Genomic DNA, 26794 nt, shown 5'->3' with positions numbered 1-26794 from the left:
TTATTCAGATTATATGAATGAGGTTTTTTTATTTTCTTTTAAAAACTTTTAAAATTGTAGCCTTTTCGTTTTTATAAATAAAGTAAGCAAAAAATAAAATGGCAACAATTCCAAAAATAAATGTACTTCTAAAAATAGGTACATAAAAAGATAAGCCTGAGAGAACTATAGAAATACTTAAATACCCAAATATCTTTTTCATATCATACGGAATAGGATAATATTTATTTCCAAGATAATAAGAAATGAACATCATTGTTCCATAAGCTGATATGGTTGCAATGGCACTTCCCATATAACTCCAAATTGGAATTAATAAAAAGTTTAAGGTTAATGTAATTATTGCTCCAACTATTGAAATGTACATTCCCATTTTGGTTTTGTCAGTTAGTTTATACCAAACCGATAAATTGTTATAAATTCCTAGAAATAGATTAGCTAAAATAATTAATGGAACCACTTTCATGGCTTCCCAAAATGAAGAATCTCTTACTATAAATATTTTTAAAACATCTGCAAAAACAACTACAACTAATAGAATTATAGAACCAAATATCACAAAATATTTAGTGATTTCTGCATATGTTTTTGGAGCATTTTCATTAGAAGAATGACTAAAGAAAAAAGGTTCAATTCCCAATCTAAAAGCTGTTGCAAATAAGGTCATGAATAAAGCTAATTTATAACAAGCCGAATAAGCACCAATTTCTCTTAAATCAACGTGCATCCATTCTAAAAGGATTCTATCAAATGTTTCGTTTATGGCAAAGGCAATTCCTGCAACCATTACTGGCAAACTGTATTGCATCATTTTTTTCCAAAGTACCTTGTCAAATTGCCATTTCATTTTTAGATAATTTGGAGAAAGCATTAAAAACGTTGCTAAACTAGCAATGATATTCGCTACAAAAATGTATCCTATTTGAAAATTTTCGAAATAAATTGTACTTATAAAACTGTCTGGTGAGTTGGCTGCTAATTTGGGTAACCATAACAAAAAGAACAAATTTAAAACCAGATTAATCAATACATTTCCAATCTTGATTACTGCGTAAAACATTGGTCGTTTTTCGGCTCTTAATTTTGAAAATGGAATGATGACCAATGCATCTAAAAATAAAATCCAAATGGTATAAATGATATATTCAACATTTATTTTTGATAATGCTGCCAAATAGTTTCTTCCTAAAAGGGCTACTATTAAAAAAGCAATTGATGACCAAAAAATAGATATAGTAGAAGTACTTATAACACTTTTAGAATCTTCAACTTTAGAATAAAATCTAAAAAAGCTTGTTTCCATTCCATAAGACAACACTACATTAAATAAAACTAACCATGAAAATATTATTGAAATTTCACCGTATTCGGAAGGGTTTTTTAGGACATTTGGAGTTGTATATAAGGGTACTAAAATAAAGCTAACCATTCTAGGCAAAACTGTTGCTAAGCCATAAATTGCAGTTTGTTTAAAAAGACTTTTATATACACTCAAAGCTGTGGTTTTTTATATTGAAGCAAAAGTAATTAATTCTTTTGTCTTTCCATCGATGGATAAGCAATCATTGATTTTTCTTTAACGTTTTGGATGTTTTTAATAACTACTTTTTTGTTTACTCTAAAAATCAAATTTGCTTCATTGGGTTTTAAATTCAGTTTTGAAGCTTCATTTCCATATTCTTTTTCAGGATTTTCATCTAAAATTAAATCGTTTTGATGTGTGTTTATTTTTGCTATATATTCTGTTTCTGAAATTTTTTCAAAAGCAACTTCATATACATCAAATTGAACTTTTTCTAATTTAGAATTTTCTTCTAAAGGTAAATTTAGATTGACATGAAAGTTTATTCCGCTTCCACCACCTTGAACTCCAGCCATCCATTTTTGGTAATAAACACTTTCTATGTTATCAGATAAATTAGGTGAAACTTCTTTTGAAGAAGAACAAGAAACTATTGAGAACAAAATAAATACAACTGAAATTTTCATCTTCATTCTTTTAAATCTTTTACAAAATGATATCCTTTGGGTACAAATCCATGATTCATATAAAACTTTTGAGCAGCAAAATTAACAGTATACACATCTAAAACAGCCATTGTACAATTGTTTTTAATGGCTTTTTCGACCAAATAATTTGTAATAATTTTACCAACACCTTTAGAACGGTGATTTGGGTGAACTATTACATTATCCAATTCTAAATATCTTCCACACCATAATTTAGTGGCAATCCAAAATCCTGCCAAACCAATAGTTTCATTGTTTTCTTGAACAATTACTTGTTTGTAATTTATGGGTAACATCTCACTCAAAAGCGATTCATATTTTTCCAAAGTAAAATCGGTATACAATTGTTGAATTATTGGAAGTTGTTCCAACATGGCTTCTTTGGTTGTTAATTCAAGAATTTGCATTATTCTTCTAATAAATTTTTATTGAACAAATCTAAAATTCTTCTGTACTCATCAACCCATGAATAAGTTTCTTTAAAACCATGTGCTTCCACTGGAAAAACGGCTAAATCCCAATCTTTTTTCCCTAATTCAATAAAACGTTGCGATAAACGAACTACATCTTGAAATTGCACGTTATCGTCAACCATTCCATGTAACATTAATAATTTATCTTGAAGATTTTCGGCAAAATAAATGGGTGAACTTCTTTTATAAGCAATAGAATCAGTTTCTGGGAAATTTAAAATATTAGCTGTATAACCTTGATTATAATGTGCCCAATCTGTTACTGAACGCAAAGCTGCTCCTGTTTTAAATTTTCCAGGTTCAGTTAATAAAGCCATTAAAGTTATAAATCCACCGTAAGATCCACCATAAATTCCAACTCGATTGGCATCAATTTCTAAATTCTCGACTAAATATTTTTTTCCATCTACTTGATCAGACAAATCTAAACCACCCATATGTCTGTAAATTCCTGTTCGAACATTTCTTCCGTATCCATCACTTCCTCTGTAATCAATATCTAAAACAGTGTAGCCTAAGTCCGTTAACATATTGTGAAACATAAATTCTCTGTGATAGGAACTCCAATAATTATGAGCATTTTGCAAATAACCTGCTCCATGTACAAAAATGATAGCTGCTTTGTTTTTGGTTGCTGCTTTTGGTTCGTATAATCTTGCATAAACAGAATTTCCGTCTTTTGCCTTAAATGTTATTACATTAGGATTTTTCCATTCGTAAGCTTCAAACTCTTTTGTGGTTGAATACGTAATTTGTTTTAGGGTTGGATTTGGTTTATTCTCTGCTAAATATAATTCCCAAGGTTTATTTTTATACGAATAACGAATTAAAAGTTGTTTTTCGTTTGGAGATAATTCCACTTCATAAGCACCATCATTGGTTAAAATGGGTGTCATTTTTTTGGTTTCGCTATCTAATTTATAAAACTCTCTATTTCCAGGATGATGGGTGTTTGTGGTAATGTAAAATGTTTTTAAATCTTGTGAAAGCTTTACATCTCTAACTTCCCAGTTTCCTGATGTGAGTTGGATTTTCTTTTTAGAATTCAAATTCAATGTATATAAGTGCGAAAATCCTGTTGTTTCTGATTGAAAATAAATCGTTTCGTTATCTTTTAAAAATCCTAAACTTCCTCCACCAAAAGAATAATTTGGAATACCTGGTCCACCAATCCAAGCTTCATCATGTTGATGGTCTAATTCTGTAATTTCACCTGAATTTAAGTTTAATTGAACAATCCATCTGTCTTTATTGTCTTGACTTCGTAATTCAAAAACTGCTTTTGTTCCAGTTTTGTTGTAAATTGGACTAACCATTACCACTGCTTTTTCAACCTTTTCTTTATCTTTTAAATCATCATATTCTTGATAATATTCAGGATAATCCATAATTCCAGTTAATTTGGAAAAAGAAACATAATAAACGGTGTCTTTTTCAATGCTATAAATTCCCATTTGGTGTTTGCTGAGATTGTCTATGGATACTTTAGAACGTGCTGTTTTGTTAGAAGTATAACCATCATCAGTAATAAAATGCTCTACTTTTGTTGGCTTTGGAGTTTCATAATCTGATAATCTAAATGTAACGAATTTTCCGTCAGGTGAAGGTTTGAGTTGTTCCAAAGCAGACTTTCCGTAGTAGATTTCTTTGATTAAAGCCTCTTTGTTTTTTTCATATTTAGCTTCATACCAATCATCCTTTATTTTGTTATCTCTTACAAATTGGAATAATTCAGCTTGTTGTTTTTGTAGATAATCTTCAGTTAGATTCTTTTTTTCGGATTCGCTTCCGGTTTTAAAATTGGTTAATTGGGTTATTGAAAAATCTTTGATATTCAACTGAAAAACATTTCGACTTTGCTGATAAAAAATAACATCTGGATTATTACTTCTTTCCACATTATAAATTCGATCTGTACCAACAATTACTTTCTTACTTCTTTTATTTTTTCTATTGTAAGCATATAGATTCCCTGCTTTGGTATAATAAACAACTTCATATTCTTTTTGGTTTGAATCGTCTATTTCCGCATCTAAATCTTCTAAAATTTGAGGTTCTTTTACTGAAGAATTCCAATAATAAGTGCTATTCCCTACTTCATTATTTGGATTCCAATCAAAATAAATTGTGGAACCATCTATTGACCAACGTTGATTTTCGGGTTGATTACCAATAAATTCATCACCTTTCATAATTTGCTCTAGTTGGAGATTTTGAGCATTAACATTTAATCCAATGAAGACAAAAAAGAAGAAAATATATTTTTGCATTGTATAGTTTTTGGTTTAAACAAATATATCAATTTGAAATTATATAAATTAAGTTCTTGTGTACTTCTTAAAAAAGGAATATTTTTAACTTTTTATAAAAACTTATGCAAAAAAAATACTCGTTTATTATTTCAGTCTTGTTTATTACTTTGGCAAATGCTCAAGGACCTACCGCTAACAAAATTATTTCTAGAATCACTAAACACAATATTACTATTGACGATGATTATGCATGGTTAGAAAATGTAAATTCTAATGAAGCAATAAATTGGGTCAAAAAACAAAATGAATATTCTGAAAATCATTTAAAAGAAGTTACAAAAGCCACTAATTTTTTATTTAAAATAAAAGATTATAATTATTTATCTACAAATGGATTACCTTCTAAATATGGTAAATATTTCTATTCAAATTATAGATTAGACAAGAAAAAACCCTATGTTTTACATTACAGGGAAAAACTAAATGATATGCCAAAACAATTGGTTGATCCTTTTGCTATCTATAAAGATGACAATGTTGTTATGAGCGGTTTTTATCCCTCTAAAAATTCAAAATTTCTAGCATATAAAATTAGTTTAAACGGAAGCGATAGAAATGAAATTCGATTTGTTGATATCTTAAATCAAAAGAATTTAGATGATGTATTAAAAGACATTAAATTTTCAAATGCTTCTTGGAATGATGACAAAGGTGTTTTTTACAAGAGAAATTCAAACAGTGATTTTTTTGCCAAAGATTCTACTTATCAGCTCTTCTATCATAAGTTAGGAGAGATTCAGGATAAGGATGCTTTAATATTTGACACTACCAATGATGAAAGTAATTTTAATTTTTTTGTAAGGGAAAACAAATTATTCATTTTTGAAACTAATAAAGAAGAAACCAAAAGAGCTTATCATTACATTGATTTATCAGATGAGACTTTTACATTGAAAGAATTTGTTGTTCCTACTCCAGATCATTTTTCCTATCTATATTCAAAAGGAGATGATGTTTATTTTAGTGACAAAAAATATGATTGGGGTGATGTTAGGTCATTTAATATAAATAACCCAAGTGAAGTTGTCTCAATAATACCTCAGATATATTCTCATTTATTAGTAGATGTTGATTTTAAAAGTGAGTACATAATCTGTAAATACAAACATTTAGGAAAAAATTACATCAATATTCACAATTATGATGGAACGTTTGTAAGAAAGTTTGAAGCTCCAATGGGGATGAATTTTAATATTCGCTTTTTAGATAACAAAACAAATGAATTGTATGTTACTTTTTATTCATATACCATTTCCTATTTAAATTACAAGCTAAATATTACAACAGGTGATTCAAATGTGTATTATAATGACTTTATTCAACCAAAGCCTACTTTGTTTCCTTTTGATCATTTTGAGACCAAATCCACAACTTATAAAAGTAGAGATGGAAAAGATGTGCCTATAACCATTATTCACAAAAAAGGAGCTTCATTGGATGGAAATAATGCAACTTTATTGGAAGCTTATGGTGGTTTTGGTGTTATAAGTGGTCCAAGTTATGATGTTGGTTTGTTGCATTTTCTTGAAAAAGGAGGTGTTTATGCTTATGCAGAAATTAGAGGTGGTGGAGAAAAAGGTAGAAAATGGCACAAAGATGGAATGGGTTTAAAAAAAATGAATTCGTTTAATGATTTTATTGATGCTGCCGAATTTTTAATTAGTGAAAAATATACTTCTCCAAATAAATTAGCGATTACTGGAGCTTCAAACGGTGGTTTAGTTGTAGGTGTTGCCATGACGCAAAGACCTGATTTATTTAAAGTAGCAGTGCCAAAAGTAGGTGTTTTTGATATGATAAAATTTGATCAATATACTATAGGAAAATTTCATTTAGACGAATATGGAAATCCCGAAAATGAAGATGAATTTAAATCATTATTGACTTACTCTCCATATCACAACATAAAAGAAGATGTAAATTATCCAACAACCTTGATTATAACTTCAGAAAATGATGATAGGGTTCCTCCTGTTCATTCCTATAAATTTGCAGCAAAGTTGCAAAATAGATCTGCTCAAAAGAATCCAATTTATCTCAATGTAAAAAGCAAAGCTGGTCACTATGGTAAGATCTCAAGTTATGATAAAAGTGTACAAGAAGATGCAGAATTTTACAGTTTCATTTGGGAACACTTAAACGAATAAGCTAGAAATAAAAAAAAGAGCCAAATTACTTTGACTCTTTTTTTATGAATATTTTCAAGAAATTCTAACTATTCAACGCTTCTGCTCCACCAACAATTTCAAGAATTTCTCCAGTAATTGCCGCTTGACGAGCTTTGTTATAAGTTAATTTCAATTGATTTCTTAAATCTGTTGCATTATCAGTTGCTTTGTGCATAGCAGTCATACGTGCTCCGTGTTCTGAGGCAAATGAATCTCTAACGGCTTTGTATAATTGTGTTTTCAATGATTTTGGAATCAGAGTTAACACAATTTCTTCTTTTGAAGGTTCAAAGATATAGTCAGATGAAACTGCTTCACCACCTGTAATTGGTGCTAAAGGTAAAAATTGCTCTCTTTGTACAATTTGAGTAGCTGCATTTTTGAATTGATTGTAAACAATTTCAATTTTATCATATTCACCAGCTTCAAATTTATCCATTAAAACTTGTGCAATAGCAGCAACATTATCAAACGTTAAATCATCAAAAATTGAATTTTTGTTTTCAATTACATTGAAACTCTTACTTAAAACATCATTTCCTTTTTTACCTATGGCAAAAACATCTACTTGTTTTCCTTGATAAGAATTTCCTGCAAGAATAGCTTGTTTGATAACATTTGTATTAAATGCACCACACAAACCTCTGTTTGAAGTAATAGCAACAATTAAAACTTTATTAATTTCTCTTTGATCTGCAAAACTTCCAACGCTATCTCCTTCAAGAGTTGCACTTAAGTTTTGTAATAATTCCGTTAATTTTTCGGCATAAGGTCGCATAGCTGTAATTGCATCTTGTGCTTTCTTAAGCTTTGCTGCAGAAACCATTTTCATCGCAGATGTAATTTGCATCGTAGACGAAACGGAAGTAATTCTATTTCTAATTTCCTTTAAATTTGCCATTTTATATAGGTGTTGGGTTATAGGCTATAGGTGATTGGTAAATACTATTACCTATCACCTAAAACCAATTACCTAAAATTAATATTTTGCTGAAACTTCTTTAGCTGCTGCTCCTAAAACGTCAGTAATTTCATCTGTGAATTTACCTGCTTTTAAAGCATCTAATGTATCTCTATGTTTTGCGTTAAGATATTCGATAAAATCTTTTTCGAATTCCTTTACTTTTTCTACAGGAACATTTCTTAATAAGTTTTTAGAACCAGCGTAGATAATTGCAACTTGATCTTCTACTGTAAATGGATCATTTACAGCTTGTTTTAAGATTTCAACGTTACGCTTACCTTTTTCAATTACGTTTTTAGTTGCTGCATCTAAGTCAGAACCAAATTTAGCAAACGCTTCTAATTCTCTATATTGAGCTTGGTCTAGTTTTAATGTACCAGCTACTTTTTTCATTGATTTAATTTGTGCATTACCTCCAACACGAGATACAGAAATACCTACGTTAATTGCAGGACGAACTCCAGAGTTGAATAAATCAGACTCAAGGAAAATTTGTCCATCTGTAATCGAAATTACGTTTGTTGGGATATATGCAGAAACGTCACCCGCTTGTGTTTCAATAATTGGTAAAGCTGTTAATGAACCCCCACCTTTAACGATTGGTTTCAATACGTCTGGTAAATCATTCATGTCTTTAGCAATCTCATCATTAGCGATTACTTTACAAGCTCTTTCTAATAAACGAGAGTGTAAGTAGAATACGTCTCCAGGATAAGCCTCACGTCCTGGTGGTCTTCTTAATAAAAGAGAAACCTCACGGTAAGCAACAGCTTGTTTAGATAAATCATCATAAATGATTAATGCAGGACGACCTGTATCACGGAAATATTCTCCGATTGATGCTCCAGCCATCGGTGCATAAACTTGCATTGCTGCAGGATCAGAAGCGTTTGCTGCAACAATAGTTGTATAAGCCATTGCTCCTTTTTCCTCTAATGTTTTTGCAATTCCTGCAACAGTTGAAGCTTTTTGTCCAATTGCTACATATATACAATATACTGGTTGACCAGCATCGTAAAATTCTTTTTGATTTAAGATAGTGTCAATACAAACTGTAGTTTTTCCAGTTTGACGGTCACCAATTACCAACTCACGTTGTCCTCTACCAACTGGAATCATCGCATCAATTGCTTTAATACCTGTTTGTAATGGCTCCGTTACTGGTTGACGAAAGATAACTCCAGGAGCTTTTCTTTCTAATGGCATTTCATATAAAGTTCCTTCGATTGGTCCTTTACCATCGATTGGGTTACCTAATGTATCAACTACACGTCCAACAATACCTTCACCAACTTTTAATGAAGCAATACGTTGTGTTCTTTTTACATTTGAACCTTCACGAATTCCTGTTGATGGTCCTAAAAGTACCACACCAACATTATCTTCTTCTAAGTTAAGAACGATAGCCTCTAAACCGTTATCAAATTGAACTAACTCACCATATTGTGCATTAGACAATCCGTAAACACGTGCGATACCATCTCCTACTTGTAGAACTGTTCCTACTTCTTCTAACGTTGCACCAGATTCAAAACCTGATAATTGTTGCTTTAATATTGCTGAAATTTCAGCTGGATTTATTTCTGCCATTTTATTTATAATTTGTACACTCTTGAAGTGCAATAAATATTAATAACTAAATTCTCTTTTTAAATTTTGCAATCTGCTTGACACAGAAGCGTTGTATTGTTGATCACCCATTGTTAAAATAAATCCACCAATAATAGATTCGTCTACAATGTTTTCTAAAGTGATTGTTTTATTTGAAAACTCTTTGATTTTTGCTAAAACTTTAGTTTCTAAATCTGGAGTGATAGGAAAAGCTGTTGTTACTTTAGCAATTTCAACACCGTTTAATTCATTTACTAATGCTTTAAAATCTGAAGCTATTGTTGGCAATAACTCAAATCTTTTGTTTGTCAAAAGTAATTCAAATAAGCTTTTTGTTTCTTTTTGTGCTTCGGCAAAAATAGCTACTAAAGAAGAATGTTTTACTTCTCCTTTAATAATTGGACTTTGCAAAAAGTTTTTCAACTCTTTACTATCCTTAACAGCATTCACTATCGATGTCATATCGTTAGCAACGTTTGCTGTGTTATTGTTTGCTTGTGCAATATCAAGTATAGCTTTTGCGTATCGAATAGCTGCTCTTGTACCTGCCATAATAATTAGTTTAATTTGGCATCACCTAACATCGTCTCAACTAATTTAGTTTGAGCTTCTTTGTTAGCTAATTCTCCTTTTAATACTTTTTCAGCAATTTCTAAAGAAAGTGTACCTACTTGATTTTTTAAATCAGCAATGGCAGCATTTTTCTCACTTGCAATTGTTGCTTTTGCTTGTTCAATCATTTTTTCTCCTTGAACTTGAGCTTCAGATTTTGCATCGCTAATCATTTTTTCTTTGATTTCACGAGCTTCTTTAATCATGATGTCTCTTTCTGCTCTAGCTTCAGCTAATAATTTTTCATTATCAGCTTTTAAGTTTTGCATGTCTTTCTTAGCATTTTCAGCTGCTAATAAAGCATTAGAAATACCTTCTTCTCTGGAATTTATAGCTTCCATGATAGGCTTCCAAGCAAATTTAACCATTAATAAAATCAAAACAACTAAAATAATTAATTGCCAGAAAAATAGACCAAATGAAAAATCGTTAATTAATTTATCCATCTTAAATATATAATATTAAATTTTGTTTAAACATTAAAACATTACCTGCAACCAACCGTTGCAGGTAATTGTTTTTTTTCTCTTTATTATTTTCCTAAGATTAAAGCAGCGAATGCTAAACCTTCTAATAAAGCAGCGATAATAATCATCGCAGTTTGAATTTTCCCAGCAGCTTCTGGCTGACGAGCGATAGCATCCATTGCAGATCCACCGATTTTACCTAAACCTAAACCTGCTCCGATTACTACTAATCCAGCTCCAATTAAATTGTACATAAAAATTGATTTATATAATTAAACAAAAAATTCTAAAATTAAACTATTGCATTGTCATGCTCACCTAATAAATCTTCAGAGTGGTGCTCATCATGATGATGATCTTGAACTGCCATTCCAATAAATAAAGAAGATAACATTGTGAAAATAAACGCTTGTAAGAACGCAACTAAAACTTCAATAACAGAGATAAACAACGTTAACCCTAGTGATATTGGTAAATCAGCCGCTAAATTTTTTCCAACGAAAATCATTGCAATCAAACTCATGATTACTACGTGACCTGCTGTAATATTTGCGAACAAACGAATTAATAATGCAAATGGTTTTGTTAATGTACCTAATAATTCAATAGGCATTAATATTATTTTCATAGGAACAGGAACTCCTGGCATCCAAAAGATGTGTTTCCAATAATCTTTGTTAGCACTAAATTGTGTAATAATGAAAGTGAAAATTGCTAAACAAACAGTTACTGCAATATTTCCTGTAACATTAATTCCAAGTGGAGTCATTCCTAATAAGTTCAAGATCCAAATAAAGAAAAACACCGTTAATAAGTAACCCATGTATTTTCTATATTTTTTTTCTCCAATATTTGGAATAGCTATTTCGTCTCTAATAAATATGATAAGCGGTTCTAAAACTCTTCCAAAACCTGTAGGAATTGCTCCTTTTTTATACGATTTTGCTAAACCTAAAAACATGAAGAACATTAATGCTGCTGTAAACAACATTGAAACTACATTTTTAGTGATTGAAAAATCTAATGGTCTAACATTCGTTGGGTGATGATGCTCATCATAATTTAATGTTCCTTTAGCATCAGTTTTATAAATTTTACTGTGGTGTAAAACGTAATGATTCCCATTATGTTCAGCTACAGCTTCACCATGGTGTAATTTTGAAGAAGAAAAAACTTGTAAACCATTATCCCATAAAATTACTGGTAAAGAAAAACCATAATGTAATCCTTTTTCTTCATCAGAAAAGAAATTAAAATCGTGACCATCTTGTAAGTGGTGTTGAATGTAAGCATCAACCTTGTCTTTTTTACTTAAAGATTCTTCAGCACCATGTTCATTTGTATGAGCAACATCTTCATTATGAGCAAATACTGTTGAATCTGAAGGATTATTTGCTGTTCCAACTAAAGGTAACATTGCAAATGCAATTGCTACTAGCACATTAAGTGTTTTTCTTGAAATCACCATATTGTTTTAAACTTAAATTCTTAGGTTTCTAAATTTTGTGCAAAAGTACAACTTTTATTAATATGGCAAATGAATTAAAAAAAAAAACATCATAATTATTAAAGAAATTCTGTTTTTAATGCTTTTTATTTAAAATTCTGATGGTTATGAAGGCTTCTATTGCTAAAAAAAGAAACATTATTACAAAAAAATTCCATTTTTCAACAGAATTGTCTCCTGGAGATTCTAAAATTGGTTTAATAATTAGATAGGATAATCCTATTTGTACTGATGTTAAAAATAAAAAAGTGAATCCTACATTCTCAAAACTCTTTTGGGCAATGACATCTAAAATAAACAAAGTCACTTTTGAAAAAATAAAATAAAGCAAATATAAAATAGGTATACTATAATAAAAGGTGCTTTGCTTTTCATTCAAAAAAGGAATTTGAAAAATTAAAAAATGAATTACAAAAGCTGGTACAGCAATAAGCAGTAATGTTTTTAAAAACTTGAAATTTTTAATCATTCTTGTTAAGTTGGTTAACTTGTCTTATTACATTATATAGAGCAAGACCTACTCCTAATAAAACAGAAATTTTTATATATATATTGGAAGTGTTGGGAAATCTTTCATCCAACCATTTACCAAAAAAAGAAAAAAGAAAAATAATTATTCCCATTTGAATAGGAATATTTATTAGCGCTAACCATTTATTAGGCTGTTTTTTCTTGTTGTTTGGATTCATTTTTTTCGTTGATGTTTTTAATTGAACCTTTCATGCTACATGTTGCTGTGAAACTTGCTCCTGGTTCAACTCCTAATTTTCCAACAATAACTTCTCCTTTGATGTTAGATTTAGATTTGATGTTTAATAACTCAATGGCTTCTAGTTTTCCAAGAAATTTACCTTCAACATCTATGTTTTGGCATTTTACATTTCCTTCAACATAACCGTTTGGACCAATAACTAATTTTCCTTTAAGGGTTATGTTTCCAATTAATGTTCCATCAATTCTAACATCAGAATCTGAAACTAAATCTCCATTTAATTGTGTTCCTTCAGCTATTCTATTCATTTTTCCAAATAGACCTTCTGCTGGTTTTGTTTTTTTGTCAAACATGATTTATTTGATTAATGCTATGAATTTATCCCAATTTTTCTTGATTTGGACAATCATATAATTATCTGATGAAATTATATAGGCTTCATCATTTACTTTGTAATCTTTATAGTCTTTTAGTAAAAACAATGTGGATTGTGCTGATTCTTTAGATTGTAAACCATGCACAACAATAAAATTTGTTTTTTCATTGTACACATCATTTGATCTTTTTACCAAAACATCACTTCTGTCTTTTATAAATTTATCTAGTTTTACATATAAAGCTTCAATTTCTGCTGTTGACATATAGTCTTTTGGGAAAACTATTTTCCAAGAACCTGAAGTTTCTTCTTTAAACTCTAGTTTTTCTAAATTAGGAATGTTTTTAGATAAAATACTCTCTGCTTCTTTTCCTTCTTTTGCATTCGGATAATTTAATGCCACGAAGTTTAGCGTTTTTTTGTATTCTTCTAATCCTTTTAAACGAGCTGTAATTTGTGCTTTAAGCAATTCAAATTTTGGAGCAATTTCGTCTCCAGTATATAAGTCAATAAACTCATTCACTTTTACATAAGATTCTCTAATTTCTCCATCTTCAAATTCTTTATATAATTTGGCATAAACAGCTTCTGGAGATTGATTGTCCTCGTTTTCTTGATTTGGATTTTGAATTATTTGAGCGTATCTACTATCTGGATATTCTGCAATAATTTGTTGTTTTATATCATTAGCTTTTGTACTACCAATGATTTCATATATTTTGAACAAATTATATTTTGATGGTAAAATCAAACGCTCTTCTGGTTGATTACCTAAAAGCTTTTCAAATTTTGCTGCTGCTAATTGATATTCTTTAAACTTCTCTTTATAAATGGAACCTAATTGGTAATCTGCAAAATCTCTGTCAATTTTTAAGCTGTCTAATACTTTTTGGTCAGATGGCAATTGGCTAGTATAAAACTCTACTTTATAAGCTGGATTATCTGCAACTTTTTCCTCTTCTTTTTCTGCAATAGCATTTTCCTCTTCCTCTGAATTTGAATTGTTGTTAGATAATTTGCTAAAACGCCAATTGTCTTTCAACTCTCTTTTTCCCCATTTTTTTCTGAATTCTGATTTTCCGAAAGCTAAATTGGTTTGGCTATAAAAATAGAAATTACTTGTTTGATTATCATTTCCTCCAATTGAAGGTGGTGCAAATTTAGATCTGCTTGCCGTGTTGATGTCTTCTCCTGAAATTGAAAGATTATTACCTTTTCCTCCTGAAATTCCACCAGCGTTATTAGCTTTGTTTTCTTCAATTAAAGCCAATCGTTCCATTTCTTTTTGTTTGATTAAATCTTGCTCTTTTAGTTTTTCAATATAATCTGCATAGTATGCATTTCTTTCATCTTCAGAAAGTGAAACAACATATAAAATACTATCATTAGCAGTTACAATTGCTTCATATTTAATTACATCATCAAGATTTAGTCTCTTTTTGGCAATCGCTCTATATTCTCTCGTTCTATCGTTTAACTTTGTTAATGTACTGTCGTAATATTTTCCAGCTTTTAAATATTCTGCATTATAGAAATTGATTTCTGCAATGTTCCTATAATTTGAAGCAGTTAAGTATTTATCTGCCGTTTGTTTTCTTAATGATTTGTTGTAATATTTTATTGCTTGGTTATCGTTTTTTTGTTTGTCATAAAACAAAGCAATTTGATGGTTTATAACATCTAAAAAAGGTCTGTTTTCTCTATCTTCTAAAAGTTTATTGAATTTTTCAAGAAAAACCAAAGTGTCTCCTTTTTCATAATCAAACTGTTGAGCTAATTTTGCATGAGCTTGAATTGTATATTTTCTTGGAGATTTTCGTTTCATTTCAATAACTTCATTGTAAGCCATTGCTGCACTATCAGGATATTTTAAATCTTCATATAATTGTCCTGTGATGAAAGTATATCTTGCTTTTTGATCGTTAATTTTTGTTTTTTCTTTAGCAATTTTTAAAACCGCTAAAGCAGTATCTTTTACTCCCAAATTCATGTAAGCTTGAGCCAACATTGCAGAAGCATTTGCTAAATCTTGCCCTTCTATTTTTTGATCTTTTAAAAGACGTTTTAAATTGTCAGCAGCAACTTGGTCGTTATCTAATCTAATGTTGATTTTTTCTCTCCAAACTTTAGCTTCGTAGATTTTATCGCTATTTGGATATTTATACAAAACATAATTAAAAGCTTCTAAAGCAGGAATAAAACGGTTGTCATAATAACGTGCTTTTCCAAGTAAAATATAAGCTTCGTCCATTTGAGAGTTCTTTTCAGAACCACCAATATTCATGGAGTGTTTTTGTATGGCTTTGATAGCTTTATCTTCAGCACGTTCAAAATTAGGGTTTTTTTCTTCTCCAGGAAGCATATCTTCTTCACTATCTTGAAGATATTCTACTGGCAAAACATCCCAAAAATCATCTTGATAAGTTGTTCCCAAGTCTTTCAGGCCTGTTTCCAAAGCAACGTCACCATTATATAGAATATTATATTTGGCAGTTTTGGCATGAAAGGTTCTGTTTACAAATCTATCTTTCTTGGTTGAACAAGAGATAATTAGAAGTAAAAATGAAATAACACCAATATATTTGTATGTATTAATTTTCAAAGTAAAAATAGTTTATAATTCATAACTGTAAAAATACGTTTTTAGTATATGAACTCGTAAAAATACGTTTTTTTTAGAATTATGAAAATATTTCTTTTTATTTGGGTTAAACCCAATGAAAATTTATGTTTTAGCTTAAGCAGAAAAGAATGCTTCTAGCTCTTTTAAGGTTTCAGTTGTTGGCACTAAATCTTTCACAACATTTCCTTTTTCTAAAACAACAATTCTGTCTGAAACTTCAACCGTGTGTTGCAAATCGTGACTAGAAACCAAAACCGTTGTTTGTTTGTCTTCTGCTAAAGCTTTGATGATTTTCTTTAATCTAATTTGGGTTGTTGGATCAAGGTTAGCAAAAGGTTCATCTAAAATTACAACTTCTGGATTTCCAATTAATGCTCCAACAATTCCTGCTTTTTTTGCATTTCCTTTTGATAAATCTCTTAAGTATTTCTTATTGTTTAGAATTTCTCCATTGAAAAAATCTTCATAATTTTTTAAAAATGCATCAACATCTGCTTTGTTCCAACCTCGAAGTTCTCCTATGAAATAGAAATATTCTTCTGGTGTAAGATATCCGATTAAAAAACTTTCGTCAATAAAAGATGATGTAAAAGTTTTCCATGCTTCACTTACATTGATTTGAATATTATTTGAAGTGATTTTTCCTGTTGTAGGTCTAATTAAATCTAACAATAAACTGAAAAAAGTGGTTTTTCCAGCACCGTTATTTCCCACTAAACCAAAACTTTGTCCTTGTGGAATGTCTAATTGATCTATATGTAAAACGGTAGTTCCGTTGTATGTTTTTTTAAGGTCTGAAACGTGTATCATTTTTTTTATTTTTGGTGAAAGGTAATTGGCGATTGGTTTTGGGTTTATCCTTTTTGTTTGTATGCATGAAGTGTTGCATATTTCTCTTTTTTATAGATGCTTTCTATCATTTGAAATACTTTGTTTTTAAAGGCAAAACCGATAATTCCGGCTAAAACGATAAAAACATATCCATAAATTGGACTTAATAAAAAGTGTCCTAAACTATATAATGCAATGGGTAAAAGCATTTTTGGTAAAGAAATTAAAAAGGTTTTTGCGTTGAATGCTTTTTTATCTCCAAAAGCTCCTTTTGCTGAAGTCAAATCTATTGGTGTTTTTATAAATGCTCCACCTAATAAAATTAAATGTGAATTGATGCCCATATTGAAAATTGCACAAGCTATAATTGCTAAATAAGCTTCCCATCCAAAATATAAATAGAAAGAAGATAATAATGTTGAAACAATTGTTGCAATAATAATCAACCACCATTTTGAATTTAAATAATCTTTATAAGTGATGTTTTGTGTCATCATTAAAGGGTAATATGAACTATCCCAACTTGGTACAAATTGTCCAAATGTGAATAAAAACCCACCCGAAATAAATATTCCAGCAAATACTTTCATGAATGGATTATCGTAAGCTTCAATTCCTCCTGTGAAAAACAAAAGACCATAAAAAAGAAAGATAAAACTCATTAAAACCGAAGTTTTAGCTCTTTTATTTCTTCTAATTAATCGAATATCATTTTTTATAAAAGTTGAAACACTTCCTAACTTATCTAACCAAGTATAATTTTCTGTAGTTGCATCCGTTTGTTTGATTGCCAAACCAGCGTCTAAATATAAGTTAGATTTAAAGAATTGGAATGTAAAATAATACAACGCAATCAAAACTGAAAGAGGAATCAGAATGAAATAATTTAAATTATAGAATCCTTCAAAAAATGAATTGGTGTAATTTGTTATATCAAATACATTGTAATATTGTAACAATCCTAGAGCAGCAAAAATTCCGATTACTGTATAAAATATACTGTCTTTTTTATCAATTAAAATGGCTATGAAATTATTTGCATATACAAACAACAACATACTTAATCCCCAAAAAATAGAACTTAATGGATTAAATCCTTCTTTAATTAATACCAAAGTAAAAGGAATAAAGAAAAACCAATGAATAAAGTTAAAAAAAGAAAGTATGGTTTTACTGAGTGTAAAGTGAACAATATTATTTTTTTTAATGTTTTGATTTAGAAAAGGTCTGATTGCTAATGTTGGCATTTTTTGAAGAAAAAAACGAAATAATAAATCAAACACTAGATAGTAAATTATGAATTTGTTTACTGTTGGAAAGGGCTTTAATCCTGCTTCTTCAAGAATAAAATAAGAACCAATTCCTAATCCAATAAACATAACCATAAAATACAAAGCTCCAAAAGCCATTAAAATTTTTAAAGCCAAGTTGGTTGAAAATGAAGCTGATCTAATAAAAGCTCTCCATTCCAAAAGTAGAAATTGTTTTATCATGGTTTTTAGTTAAATGGTTTGTGGTTGTTGGTTATATGTTGTTAAGAAAGCAAATTTGTTACAAAGTATTTGCAAATTCATATTCCGGATAAGTTTCTTTTAAGTATTCCTCTGCTTTTGATGGAATAATAAATAAGACTATATAGTTAAACAGAAAAACTGATATAACTGTTATACTTATTATCACTGAAGAAATCAAATTTAAAAAATTTATTTTATCATATAATTGAAGAGCTATTTGAATTGGCAAATAACTTAATCCTCCAAAAGTTCCTAAACCATAAATTATATCTTTATACAGCCATCTTTTTCCTGAAATTTTATTTTGCTTTTTGTTTCTTATTGATAATTTTATAATTCCTACAAAGAAAAATATTGTCGAAATCACAAATAAAGAAATGACAACAATGTGTGCAAATTCAAATTTCAGCATTATTAGAACTAAAATTATAAAAACTGATGCTGTACCAATAATTTTTGGAATTGAAAAAAACTCTTTAAAATGACTCCAAACAATTTTATTATACTTTTTGTTTAAAGCTGCTTGTCGTTTTTCCACTACATCCATAAAACCAAAAACACCAAATTTTTTAAACTCAATTTGTAAAGCTTCTTCAAAAGATAATTTTGGGTTTTGTTGCCATTGTTCTTCTATTGCATTAGCCAAATGATCTACTAATTCTGTTTGCAAATCGTACCATTCTACATAGTGTTGTCTTGTGAATTGGTATAAACGTTCTATTTGTTCTTCGTTTAGTTTCATTTTGCTAATAGCATTTTATTAGATTTATTAAACTTAATTATTGTGTTTATGTAATAAATGAAAAAAGAAATACTTAGAAATATTACTAAACCAACGGTATAAATTTTACCATGAAATTCTCCAAAAAAGGAATTTCCAAAGCCATTTAATATCAGATTAATAAAATAAATGAAATTTAATATAAAGCCTGATTTTTCAAGAACAAAATATCTTTTTCTTGAATTAATAAAATAAATTAAAGTTCTAATAATTAAATATAAAAGCATTAAAATCCAAAAAACAGAATTGAGTGCAATTATATTTTCCTTGAAAATAGTACAAAGTAAAATAGTAAAAATAGCAACAAAAAGATTGTAAGAATTTGTCAAAGATTTCAAAAAAGGGCTAGTTCCATCTATTAAAGATTGCTTATTAGCTTTTAATATTTCCGCTTTGTGAACTGGCATATAAATTTTAAAAGCATCATAAAATCCAATGTTTTTTTCTTTCATTTCATTTTCAATTCCATTTAAAATATGATCAAGCATTTCCATGCGAATGTCATAATAAATAACATTATTCCTTTTGAGATAATTATCTATAAATTGTATGTTTTGTTTAGTGATTTTCATCTTAATAACTCAATTTAGGATTCACAATAGTTTGCATGTTTTTTATAAATTCTTCTAATTCAGACAAACGATTAACGGTTTCTTTTGTACCTTTTTCAGTTAATTTATAATATTTTCTTAATCGATTATCTACTTTTTCAACTTCAACATCTAATAAATTTTCAGCTTCTAATTTATGTAAAGCTGGATACAAAGCTCCTTCGGTGATGTTTAATTCTCCTTTAGTAATTTCCTTGACTTTTTGAGTGATTTCATAACCATACATTCTGCCATTTTCTTCTAATAGCTTCATGATTATGGTGTTTAAACTTCCTTTGTACAATTGCGAATTCTTCATGATATTGAAATTTGATACTACAAACATACATAAAATTCTTATACATTAGAATCTTATGTATTAATTTTTCAAATTCTTTTTTCTTTTATCTTTTCTCTATTTTCTTTAGAAGTAGTATTTTTGTAAAAAAGAAACCAACATGTCAGCATTCTATAAATTAGCTATAAAAGAAATCAAACGAGAAACTCCAAATGCAGTTTCAATTTTATTTAATGTTCCCGAAGAATTAAAGTCAAATTACCAATTCATTGCTGGTCAATATGTTACTTTAAAACTAACTTTGGATGGACAAGAAATTCGTAGAGCTTATTCGATTTGCAGTAGTCCAAAAAGTGGTGAACTACGAATTGCTGTAAAAGCTGTTAAAGATGGTTTCTTTTCGAAATTTGCTAATGAAAGTTTGAAAGAAGGTGGTTTACTAGAAGTAGGAACTCCTGAAGGAAAATTTACTTTTGAACCAAAATTTGAGAAACAAAAAAATTATGCTGCATTTGTAGCTGGAAGTGGAATTACTCCAGTTATGTCCATCCTAAAATCGGTTTTAGAAGAAGAGCCAAATAGTACTTTTGTGTTGGTTTATGGCAATAAAAACAATGAAGAAACTATCTTTCACCAACAATTACATGATTTACATTTAAAATATGTAGGTAGATTATTTGTTCATTATGTGTTCAGTAAAATTAATGTTGAAGGAGAACTTTTTGGTAGAATTGACAAAGCTGCTGTTAACTTTATCACTAAAAATAAACATTCTCAAAAAGTGTTTTCAAAATATTATTTGTGTGGTCCAGAAGACATGATCAACTTGGTTTCTGACACTTTAAAAGAAAATAATATTTCCGAAAAAGATATCAAATTTGAATTATTTTCAACTCCAACTACTGAAAATGATGCTGTAATTTCTCATGAAGGTCATACTAAAATTACGGTTTTAGTGGATGATGAAGAAGCTACTTTTGAAATGAGTCAGAAACAAACGTTGTTAGAAGCTGCTTTGAAACAAGGTTTAGATGCTCCATATTCTTGTCAAGGTGGAATTTGTAGCAGTTGTATTGCAAGAGTTTCAAAAGGAACTGCTGAAATGAAGAAAAACACTATTTTAACTGATGGTGAAATTGCTGAAGGATTAATATTAACTTGCCAAGCACATCCAACATCTACTGAGATTTTTGTAGATTATGATGATGTTTAATTAGTGATTAGTGATTAGTGATTAGTGATTAGTGATTAGTGAAAATACTTAACGCTACGTTTTTTTAGTTTTCTTTATCCAAAACATTATAAAAAATATTCCAACAATTGAAGGTAAAATCCAATAGATTAATCCTTCAAAACGTAATCCTGCAACTAAAAAAGCGGTGATAGAAGCTATATAAGCTCCTGCCATTTTTCCAATATGAAAAGGTAGAATTTTTGTTTTATCAATATTCTTGTAAAATTTGAAATCTCTTATTGAAATCAAAAAAGCGCTTAATCCAAAAAACAAATATAAAATTCCACCTGAATTATTTTTTAGAATAAAGTAAGTCCCAAAGAATAACATTAATAAGGAAGCTAAAAACATGATGATTGAAATCAATTTATCAGTAATATTAGCTTCTTTTTTCTTTTTAAAAAGTAAAACTCTGTTTCCTGAAATTACTAAGTAGATTGTAAAAATTCCGATTAAGAATAGAAAGCTATTTTCGTGGTTGGGTAACCAACAAATTGGTAAAGAAATTAAGGAACTAATTACCATTCCATAAGAAAATATTTTTCCTGATTTTTTATGATTTGGACTTCCTTTTACAAATAAAATACTCGCTAAACCAGATAAAAGTGCAATTCCTCCAAAAAAAGCATGAATATAAATGAAGATTTTAATGACTTGTTCCATGATGTTTTAATTTTATAGAACAAACATAAAACTATTAGAATCTATGCAATAATTAATTAGGACGAACTGTAGAATTTAGATTCTGAATTGTCTAATTTACTAATTTAGATTGGACTTTATAAACTATTTCTTCAACCAAAATACTTCGCATCACATCTTCATAACCAGGAACAATTTTATTTCCATAAACAGAAGTTGGTAACAAAGGATATTTGGCTCTATCTGAAACCAAACAATTTTCCATAGGTTGATTAAAAGGTTTAAAACCAGCGTAAGGATGAGTTGCTCCCCAAAGTGTAATGACATTTACTCCAAGCATAGCAGCAATATGTGCATTTCCTGAATCCATGGAAAGCATTACATCTAAGTTTGAAATTAATTGTAATTCTTCTTCAAAAGTTAGCTTTCCTGCAACTACAATTACATTTTGGTGATTGTTTTGTAATTGATTTAGTTTCTGAATTTCTTCTTTTCCACCACCAAAAAGTAAGATTTTTTGAGTTGGATTTTTCGCTAATTCGTCAATCACATTTTGCATTAAATCTAAAGGATAGACTTTACTTTCATATTGTGCGAAAGGTGCAATTCCAATTAATTTCATCCCAGAAATATCTCCTATTTTACTCAAAATAAAATTAGACAAAACTGCTTTTTCAGGAAATTTTGGATTAGATAAATCAACCTGAAATCCTAATTTATTAAAGGTTTGCACATGTCTTTCAAACATAGATTTTGTAGGTTCGAAAATCTTATTTTCAGTTCGAGTTAAGGCTTTTTTATCAGCACGACCTTTGTCAGTTGCAGCCACTTTTTTTCCGCTTAATGCGAATAAATTTCGAACTACTTTTGAACGCAACACATTATGTAAATCAGCAATATGTGTGATTTCTAACTTTTTTAAATCTGAAAATAAACGAAGTAATCCTAAAAATCCTTTGTGTTTTTTCTTTAAATCCACTCCAAAAAAAGAAACATTCGGAATCGTATCAAAAAATGGTTTAAAAAATGGACGAGAAACCACTGTAATTTTTACTTCAGGATTTTGAATAGAAAAAGCTCTCAACACTGGAACTGTCATTGCGACATCACCCATAGCTGAGAGCCTTATTACTAATATGTGTTTGGTTTTAGGCATTTAAAAAAATGCTTATTTCTTATTTTGATATAAAACAGGATTCAATTCATCATCGTTGTACATTTTCATTTGTTTGTACACTTTCATGAATTTGTCTCCGTTTTCAATGTCAACAATTAATTGGTCAATTGAAGAAAACATATCGCTTTTTTGTTCTAAAAGAACGTTTAATTTCTCTTGACATTTTGCTCTGTGTTCAGCTGAAGCTTCAGTTCTTGTAGCTTCTTCATTCATATGATAAATTTTCAACGCTAAAATTGACAAACGATCAATTGCCCAAGCTGGACTTTCTGTATTGATTTTTGCGTCATCTTTTACTTTAACATCACTATATTTTTGAAGAAAATAACTGTCAATATATTCAACCATATCCGTACGAACTTGATTAGAAGCATCAATCTTTCTTTTTAAAGTCAAGGCTGCAACTGGATCAATTTGTGGATCACGGATGATGTCTTCATAATGCCATTGCACTGTATCTACCCAGTTTTTTGCATATAATAAATGCTCAATTTGGTCTTTTGGATAAGGATTGTTAATGGGTTGATCTACACTATCATGCACATGATAATCATTGATACTTTTTTCAAAAATGGTAAATGCAAATTTCGCAAACATAATTATATGGTGTTAATTTGTACAAAAATAGAGATTTTTTATACTTTTAACCTGAAAATCTAAATAATATTCCAATGCACATTCATTATATTTCTGAAGAAAACAGCATTTTAAATCATTTTTTAACGCAATTAAGAGATGTCAATATCCAAAAAGACAGCATGCGTTTTAGAAAAAACATTGAAAGAATTGGTGAAATTATGGCTTATGAATTAAGCAAAACTTTAGAGTATAAAGACATCAATGTGCAAACTCCATTAGGAATTAAAGAAACGACAACTATTGCAGATAATGTTGTTTTATGTTCTATTTTACGTGCTGGTTTGGCTTTGCATCAAGGGTTTATGAATTTTTTTGATGATGCAGAAAATGGTTTTGTTTCTGCTTACAGACATCATTATAACAACGATGATGCTTTTGAAATTTTAGTGGAATATCAAGCTGCTCCTTCATTTCAAGATAAAAATTTGATTTTGATTGACCCAATGTTAGCAACCGGACAATCAATAGTAGCTGTTTTAAATAAATTGCATTTGGAACAAAAACCTAAAGAAATTCACATTGCTGTAGTTATCGCTGCTCCAGAAGGAATTGCTTATTTAGAAGAAAACCTTCCAGAAAATTGTCATTTATGGGTTGCTGCTTGTGATGAAAAGCTTAATGACAAAAATTATATTGTTCCTGGTTTAGGAGATGCAGGTGATTTGGCTTATGGAAACAAATTATAATTGCAAAAGAAACAATGTGATAGAAACAAAAACTAACAAATATATAGTCGTTTCTTTCATCCAATTAGTTTTAATTTTCTCAATAAAATTAGCTCCCAAAATAGAAATTGGTGCTAAACTAAATATCAAATAACTGTTGTTTTTGTGGTTGGATAAAATGTAAATCATTACTCCTAAGATAAACGCAAATAATATCTTTTTGTAAGTAGCTTGTTGATTTAAGGGTTTATTCTGAACTTCCGTAATTTGTGTTGAAAAGAATAATAAAGCAACTGAACTAAAAACAGCTAAAGCAATATTTTGATAGATATTTTCAAAATAACTGAAATTGAAACTCGTTTTTATTTCTCTGTAAATATCTGCTAATAAATTATTGTCTAAAATTAAATCTAATAAAACACTCAACATTGCTACAGCAAAAAATGCTAAAAAAGGAATAATCCAGTTTTTATAATTTCCTGAAACGTGAAAAATTATAGAAATAAAAACTAAAATGATAAAGGAGATACACCAAAAGTGAAATAATGCAGCAACGAAAATCCAAAAAGAAGCATCAAATATTTTCTCCTTTATATTCTTTAAGTTTTGAAGAGCAATTAACCTTCTTAATGCCAATAACAATAAAAAATTAGCAATTATAACATTCGGAGTTTTGAAAATTAAGGGAAAAAAAATCAAAAAAATGGAAAATAAAAGAATGGCATAATTATTTGATTTCGTTAAGTTATTTTTCAACGTCAAAAAATTAAGTAAAAAATAAGAAGCAACCAATAGGAAAAACAAGCCTATTTTTTGAGCAATTAACCAACCATCGTTTGTCCAACTTGTCTCTTTAAATTGGTACAAAACGTATAGAAATAATGAAATTATTCCTAATAAAAGATAATTAATTGGTCTTGTTTTATTAAAAACACTTGCTATCATAAAGATATTTTATACTTTTGTGATGTAAATATAACACTATTAAAAAAATGAAAGCATTTTTTGAAGGAATTCAGAGTCTATTTGTTGATTTTTTGTTTCTACCAATGGACTGGTTAAGAGAATTAGAATTAACAAATTGGTGGTTAGCAAACATATTAAACTGGGTATTCATTATTGTTTGTATAGTTGCAACAGTTTATTGGACTAAGCAATTAAACATCTTCAAAAACAATGGTGAAGACAACGATGATACAACAGCTCACTCGTTTTTAGGTTAAATCGAATCCTATATCTTTTCGATAATTCATCTTATCAAAATGTAATTTATTTATGTTTTGATAAGATTTTTTTATGGCTTCATCGAACGAATTTCCGTAGGATGTTATGGCTAAAACCCTTCCTCCGTTTGAAACTACTTTCCCGTTTTCTAGTTTTGTTCCCGCATGAAATACTAAAGAATCTTCAATAGTTTCTAAACCTGAAATTTCTTTCCCTTTTTCATAATCTTCAGGATAACCACCAGAAACAACCATGATTGTTGTAGCACTTCTTTCGTCAATTTCTAAAGTAATTTTATCCAATTCTTGTTTTGCTATCGCGTCAAAAATTTCAACTAAATCACTTTTTAATCTTGGCATTACAACCTCTGTTTCTGGATCACCCATTCTTACGTTATATTCAATAACCATTGGTTCTCCTTTAACATTTATAAGTCCAATGAATACAAAACCTTTGTAATCAATATTTTCATTTTGCAAACCTTGAATCGTTGGTTTTACAATTCTAGTTTCAATTTTTTCTAACAAAACAGCATCTGCAAATGGTACTGGAGAAACTGCTCCCATTCCACCTGTGTTTAAACCTATATCTCCTTCACCAATTCTTTTATAATCTTTAGCTGTAGGAAGTACTTTGTAGTTTTTTCCATCAGTTAGAACAAAACAACTTAATTCAATTCCGTCTAAAAACTCTTCAATCACAACTTTAGAACTTGCATTTCCGAATTTTGCATCAACTAACATGCTTCTTAATTCAGCTTTAGCTTCTTCTAAATCATTTAAGATTAAAACACCTTTTCCTGCTGCTAAACCATCTGCTTTTAAAACGTAAGGAGATTCAAGCGTTTCTAAAAATTTACAACCGTTTTCAACTGTTTCTGCTGTGAAACTTTCATATCTAGCTGTTGGAATATTATTTTTTACTAAAAATTCTTTGGCAAATTCTTTACTTCCTTCCAATTGAGCACCAACTTTTGAAGGACCAATTACTGGAATTTGATTTAGTTCTTCATCATTTTGAAAAAAATCATAAATTCCGTTTACTAAAGGATCTTCTGGACCAACCACAACCATATTGATTTCTTTTTCAATAACTGCTTTTTTTATAGCTTCAAAATCATTTGGATTTAATTCAATATTTGTTGCTATTTGGCTTGTTCCAGCATTTCCTGGAGCTATATATAAATTTTGACATTTGTTGCTTTGTAACATTTTCCAAGCTAATGCATGCTCTCTTCCACCTGATCCTAAAAGTAAAATATTCATTTTTGTTGTGTTGTAGTTTGTTTTGGCAAAAATACTTTGTTTTGTTTTTAAAATATAATTTTCGTTTAAAAAGTTTTAGAATTATTACTTTTGGTAAAA

General features: G+C 29.2%; 28 protein-coding genes. 4 read left to right on the top strand and 24 right to left on the bottom strand.

The features are described from left to right. Positions 1 to 28: 28 nt before the first annotated feature. From ACFO3U_RS00505 to ACFO3U_RS00490, 4 genes are read right to left on the bottom strand one after another with little or no spacing between them, the layout of a single operon-like run. Positions 29 to 1495, bottom strand: coding sequence for an oligosaccharide flippase family protein (locus ACFO3U_RS00505; protein WP_379737392.1), 1467 nt, complete (start codon positions 1493 to 1495; stop codon positions 29 to 31). A gap of 32 nt (positions 1496 to 1527) precedes the next feature. Next, the gene (locus ACFO3U_RS00500; protein WP_379737390.1) at positions 1528 to 1989 is read right to left on the bottom strand and encodes a hypothetical protein; all 462 of its coding nucleotides are present in this window, start codon (positions 1987 to 1989) and stop codon (positions 1528 to 1530) included. A 2-nt stretch (positions 1990 to 1991) separates the two neighbouring features. Next, on the bottom strand, positions 1992 to 2417 hold the full coding sequence (locus ACFO3U_RS00495; protein ID WP_379737388.1) for a GNAT family N-acetyltransferase: 426 nt from the start codon (positions 2415 to 2417) through the stop codon (positions 1992 to 1994). Next, on the bottom strand, positions 2417 to 4753 hold the full coding sequence (locus tag ACFO3U_RS00490) for a S9 family peptidase (RefSeq protein WP_379737387.1): 2337 nt from the start codon (positions 4751 to 4753) through the stop codon (positions 2417 to 2419). The genes ACFO3U_RS00495 and ACFO3U_RS00490 overlap by 1 nt, the downstream gene beginning before the upstream one ends. 104 nt (positions 4754 to 4857) lie before the next feature. Here ACFO3U_RS00490 and ACFO3U_RS00485 point away from each other — a divergent pair, with 104 nt between their 5' ends. Next, positions 4858 to 6942, top strand: coding sequence for a prolyl oligopeptidase family serine peptidase (locus tag ACFO3U_RS00485; protein WP_379737385.1), 2085 nt, complete (start codon positions 4858 to 4860; stop codon positions 6940 to 6942). A 64-nt stretch (positions 6943 to 7006) separates the two neighbouring features. On the opposite strand, the gene atpG is transcribed toward ACFO3U_RS00485, so the two are convergent. The 15 genes from atpG to ACFO3U_RS00410 all read right to left on the bottom strand — a co-directional run bounded on the left by atpG (position 7007) and on the right by ACFO3U_RS00410 (position 19870). Further along, a complete protein-coding gene (atpG, locus tag ACFO3U_RS00480) occupies positions 7007 to 7864 on the bottom strand; it encodes an ATP synthase F1 subunit gamma (protein ID WP_379737384.1) in 858 nt (285 codons plus the stop codon). A 78-nt stretch (positions 7865 to 7942) separates the two neighbouring features. Continuing rightward, positions 7943 to 9517: a F0F1 ATP synthase subunit alpha gene (gene atpA / locus ACFO3U_RS00475; RefSeq protein ID WP_379737382.1), complete on the bottom strand. Its 1575-nt coding sequence runs from the start codon at positions 9515 to 9517 to the stop codon at positions 7943 to 7945. A gap of 39 nt (positions 9518 to 9556) precedes the next feature. Further along, complete coding sequence (atpH, locus tag ACFO3U_RS00470) at positions 9557 to 10090, bottom strand: ATP synthase F1 subunit delta (RefSeq protein ID WP_379737381.1); 534 nt, start codon at positions 10088 to 10090, stop codon at positions 9557 to 9559. 5 nt (positions 10091 to 10095) lie between these two features. After that, positions 10096 to 10596 carry a F0F1 ATP synthase subunit B gene (locus tag ACFO3U_RS00465; RefSeq protein ID WP_379737380.1) on the bottom strand — a complete coding sequence of 167 codons (501 nt, stop codon included), beginning with the start codon at positions 10594 to 10596 and terminating at the stop codon, positions 10096 to 10098. Positions 10597 to 10682: 86 nt separating this feature from the next. Continuing rightward, positions 10683 to 10871: an ATP synthase F0 subunit C gene (gene atpE, locus ACFO3U_RS00460; protein ID WP_111566383.1), complete on the bottom strand. Its 189-nt coding sequence runs from the start codon at positions 10869 to 10871 to the stop codon at positions 10683 to 10685. Between the two features lie 38 nt (positions 10872 to 10909). Next, on the bottom strand, positions 10910 to 12085 hold the full coding sequence (atpB, locus tag ACFO3U_RS00455) for a F0F1 ATP synthase subunit A (RefSeq protein ID WP_379737378.1): 1176 nt from the start codon (positions 12083 to 12085) through the stop codon (positions 10910 to 10912). A gap of 115 nt (positions 12086 to 12200) precedes the next feature. After that, complete coding sequence (locus tag ACFO3U_RS00450; protein ID WP_379737376.1) at positions 12201 to 12593, bottom strand: hypothetical protein; 393 nt, start codon at positions 12591 to 12593, stop codon at positions 12201 to 12203. After that, positions 12586 to 12813, bottom strand: coding sequence for an AtpZ/AtpI family protein (locus ACFO3U_RS00445; protein ID WP_379737374.1), 228 nt, complete (start codon positions 12811 to 12813; stop codon positions 12586 to 12588). Before ACFO3U_RS00445 ends, ACFO3U_RS00450 begins: the two co-directional genes overlap by 8 nt. Further along, positions 12782 to 13189 (bottom strand): bactofilin family protein, encoded by a 408-nt coding sequence (locus ACFO3U_RS00440; RefSeq protein ID WP_379737372.1) that lies wholly within the window; start codon positions 13187 to 13189, stop codon positions 12782 to 12784. Before ACFO3U_RS00440 ends, ACFO3U_RS00445 begins: the two co-directional genes overlap by 32 nt. Before the next feature lie 3 nt (positions 13190 to 13192). Beyond that, the gene (porW, locus tag ACFO3U_RS00435) at positions 13193 to 15814 is read right to left on the bottom strand and encodes a type IX secretion system periplasmic lipoprotein PorW/SprE (protein ID WP_379737370.1); all 2622 of its coding nucleotides are present in this window, start codon (positions 15812 to 15814) and stop codon (positions 13193 to 13195) included. A 135-nt stretch (positions 15815 to 15949) separates the two neighbouring features. After that, positions 15950 to 16645 carry an ABC transporter ATP-binding protein gene (locus ACFO3U_RS00430; RefSeq protein ID WP_379737369.1) on the bottom strand — a complete coding sequence of 232 codons (696 nt, stop codon included), beginning with the start codon at positions 16643 to 16645 and terminating at the stop codon, positions 15950 to 15952. Positions 16646 to 16689: 44 nt separating this feature from the next. After that, positions 16690 to 18159, bottom strand: a complete 1470-nt coding sequence (locus tag ACFO3U_RS00425; protein ID WP_379737367.1) for a DUF5687 family protein — start codon at positions 18157 to 18159, stop codon at positions 16690 to 16692. Between the two features lie 58 nt (positions 18160 to 18217). Then, positions 18218 to 18922, bottom strand: a complete 705-nt coding sequence (locus tag ACFO3U_RS00420; RefSeq protein ID WP_379737366.1) for a hypothetical protein — start codon at positions 18920 to 18922, stop codon at positions 18218 to 18220. Then, entirely contained in the window at positions 18919 to 19533 is a 615-nt protein-coding gene (locus ACFO3U_RS00415) for a hypothetical protein (RefSeq protein WP_379737364.1), read from the bottom strand. The genes ACFO3U_RS00420 and ACFO3U_RS00415 overlap by 4 nt, the downstream gene beginning before the upstream one ends. Position 19534: 1 nt before the next feature. Continuing rightward, positions 19535 to 19870, bottom strand: a complete 336-nt coding sequence (locus ACFO3U_RS00410; protein WP_379737363.1) for a PadR family transcriptional regulator — start codon at positions 19868 to 19870, stop codon at positions 19535 to 19537. 139 nt (positions 19871 to 20009) lie between these two features. Between ACFO3U_RS00410 and ACFO3U_RS00405 the strand changes: the two genes are divergently transcribed. After that, on the top strand, positions 20010 to 21062 hold the full coding sequence (locus ACFO3U_RS00405) for a 2Fe-2S iron-sulfur cluster-binding protein (RefSeq protein ID WP_379737361.1): 1053 nt from the start codon (positions 20010 to 20012) through the stop codon (positions 21060 to 21062). A gap of 54 nt (positions 21063 to 21116) precedes the next feature. On the opposite strand, the gene ACFO3U_RS00400 is transcribed toward ACFO3U_RS00405, so the two are convergent. From ACFO3U_RS00400 to ACFO3U_RS00390, 3 genes are all read right to left on the bottom strand, one after another. Continuing rightward, positions 21117 to 21746, bottom strand: a complete 630-nt coding sequence (locus ACFO3U_RS00400) for a DUF2306 domain-containing protein (RefSeq protein ID WP_379737359.1) — start codon at positions 21744 to 21746, stop codon at positions 21117 to 21119. 91 nt (positions 21747 to 21837) lie between these two features. Beyond that, positions 21838 to 22881: a glycosyltransferase family 9 protein gene (locus ACFO3U_RS00395; protein ID WP_379737358.1), complete on the bottom strand. Its 1044-nt coding sequence runs from the start codon at positions 22879 to 22881 to the stop codon at positions 21838 to 21840. A 12-nt stretch (positions 22882 to 22893) separates the two neighbouring features. Then, on the bottom strand, positions 22894 to 23499 hold the full coding sequence (locus ACFO3U_RS00390) for a DUF4254 domain-containing protein (RefSeq protein WP_379737356.1): 606 nt from the start codon (positions 23497 to 23499) through the stop codon (positions 22894 to 22896). Positions 23500 to 23573: 74 nt separating this feature from the next. On the opposite strand from ACFO3U_RS00390, the gene upp reads away from it, so the two are divergent. Next, the gene (gene upp / locus ACFO3U_RS00385; protein ID WP_379737354.1) at positions 23574 to 24227 is read left to right on the top strand and encodes a uracil phosphoribosyltransferase; all 654 of its coding nucleotides are present in this window, start codon (positions 23574 to 23576) and stop codon (positions 24225 to 24227) included. Here upp and ACFO3U_RS00380 read toward each other — a convergent pair. After that, a complete protein-coding gene (locus ACFO3U_RS00380; RefSeq protein WP_379737353.1) occupies positions 24222 to 25151 on the bottom strand; it encodes a DUF6427 family protein in 930 nt (309 codons plus the stop codon). The two genes, upp and ACFO3U_RS00380, sit on opposite strands and share 6 nt — an antisense overlap. A 47-nt stretch (positions 25152 to 25198) precedes the next feature. On the opposite strand from ACFO3U_RS00380, the gene ACFO3U_RS00375 reads away from it, so the two are divergent. Beyond that, positions 25199 to 25429 (top strand): DUF6341 family protein, encoded by a 231-nt coding sequence (locus tag ACFO3U_RS00375; RefSeq protein ID WP_379737352.1) that lies wholly within the window; start codon positions 25199 to 25201, stop codon positions 25427 to 25429. Here the strand turns inward: ACFO3U_RS00375 and purD are convergent. Next, positions 25421 to 26695: a phosphoribosylamine--glycine ligase gene (gene purD / locus ACFO3U_RS00370; RefSeq protein WP_379737350.1), complete on the bottom strand. Its 1275-nt coding sequence runs from the start codon at positions 26693 to 26695 to the stop codon at positions 25421 to 25423. The genes ACFO3U_RS00375 and purD overlap by 9 nt on opposite strands. Between the last annotated feature and the right edge of the window lie 99 nt (positions 26696 to 26794).

It is taken from the genome of Flavobacterium ponti (assembly GCF_042652765.1).
Taxonomy (GTDB): Bacteria; Bacteroidota; Bacteroidia; order Flavobacteriales; family Flavobacteriaceae; genus Flavobacterium; species Flavobacterium ponti.
This window is presented reverse-complemented; position numbering and strand designations above follow the sequence as displayed.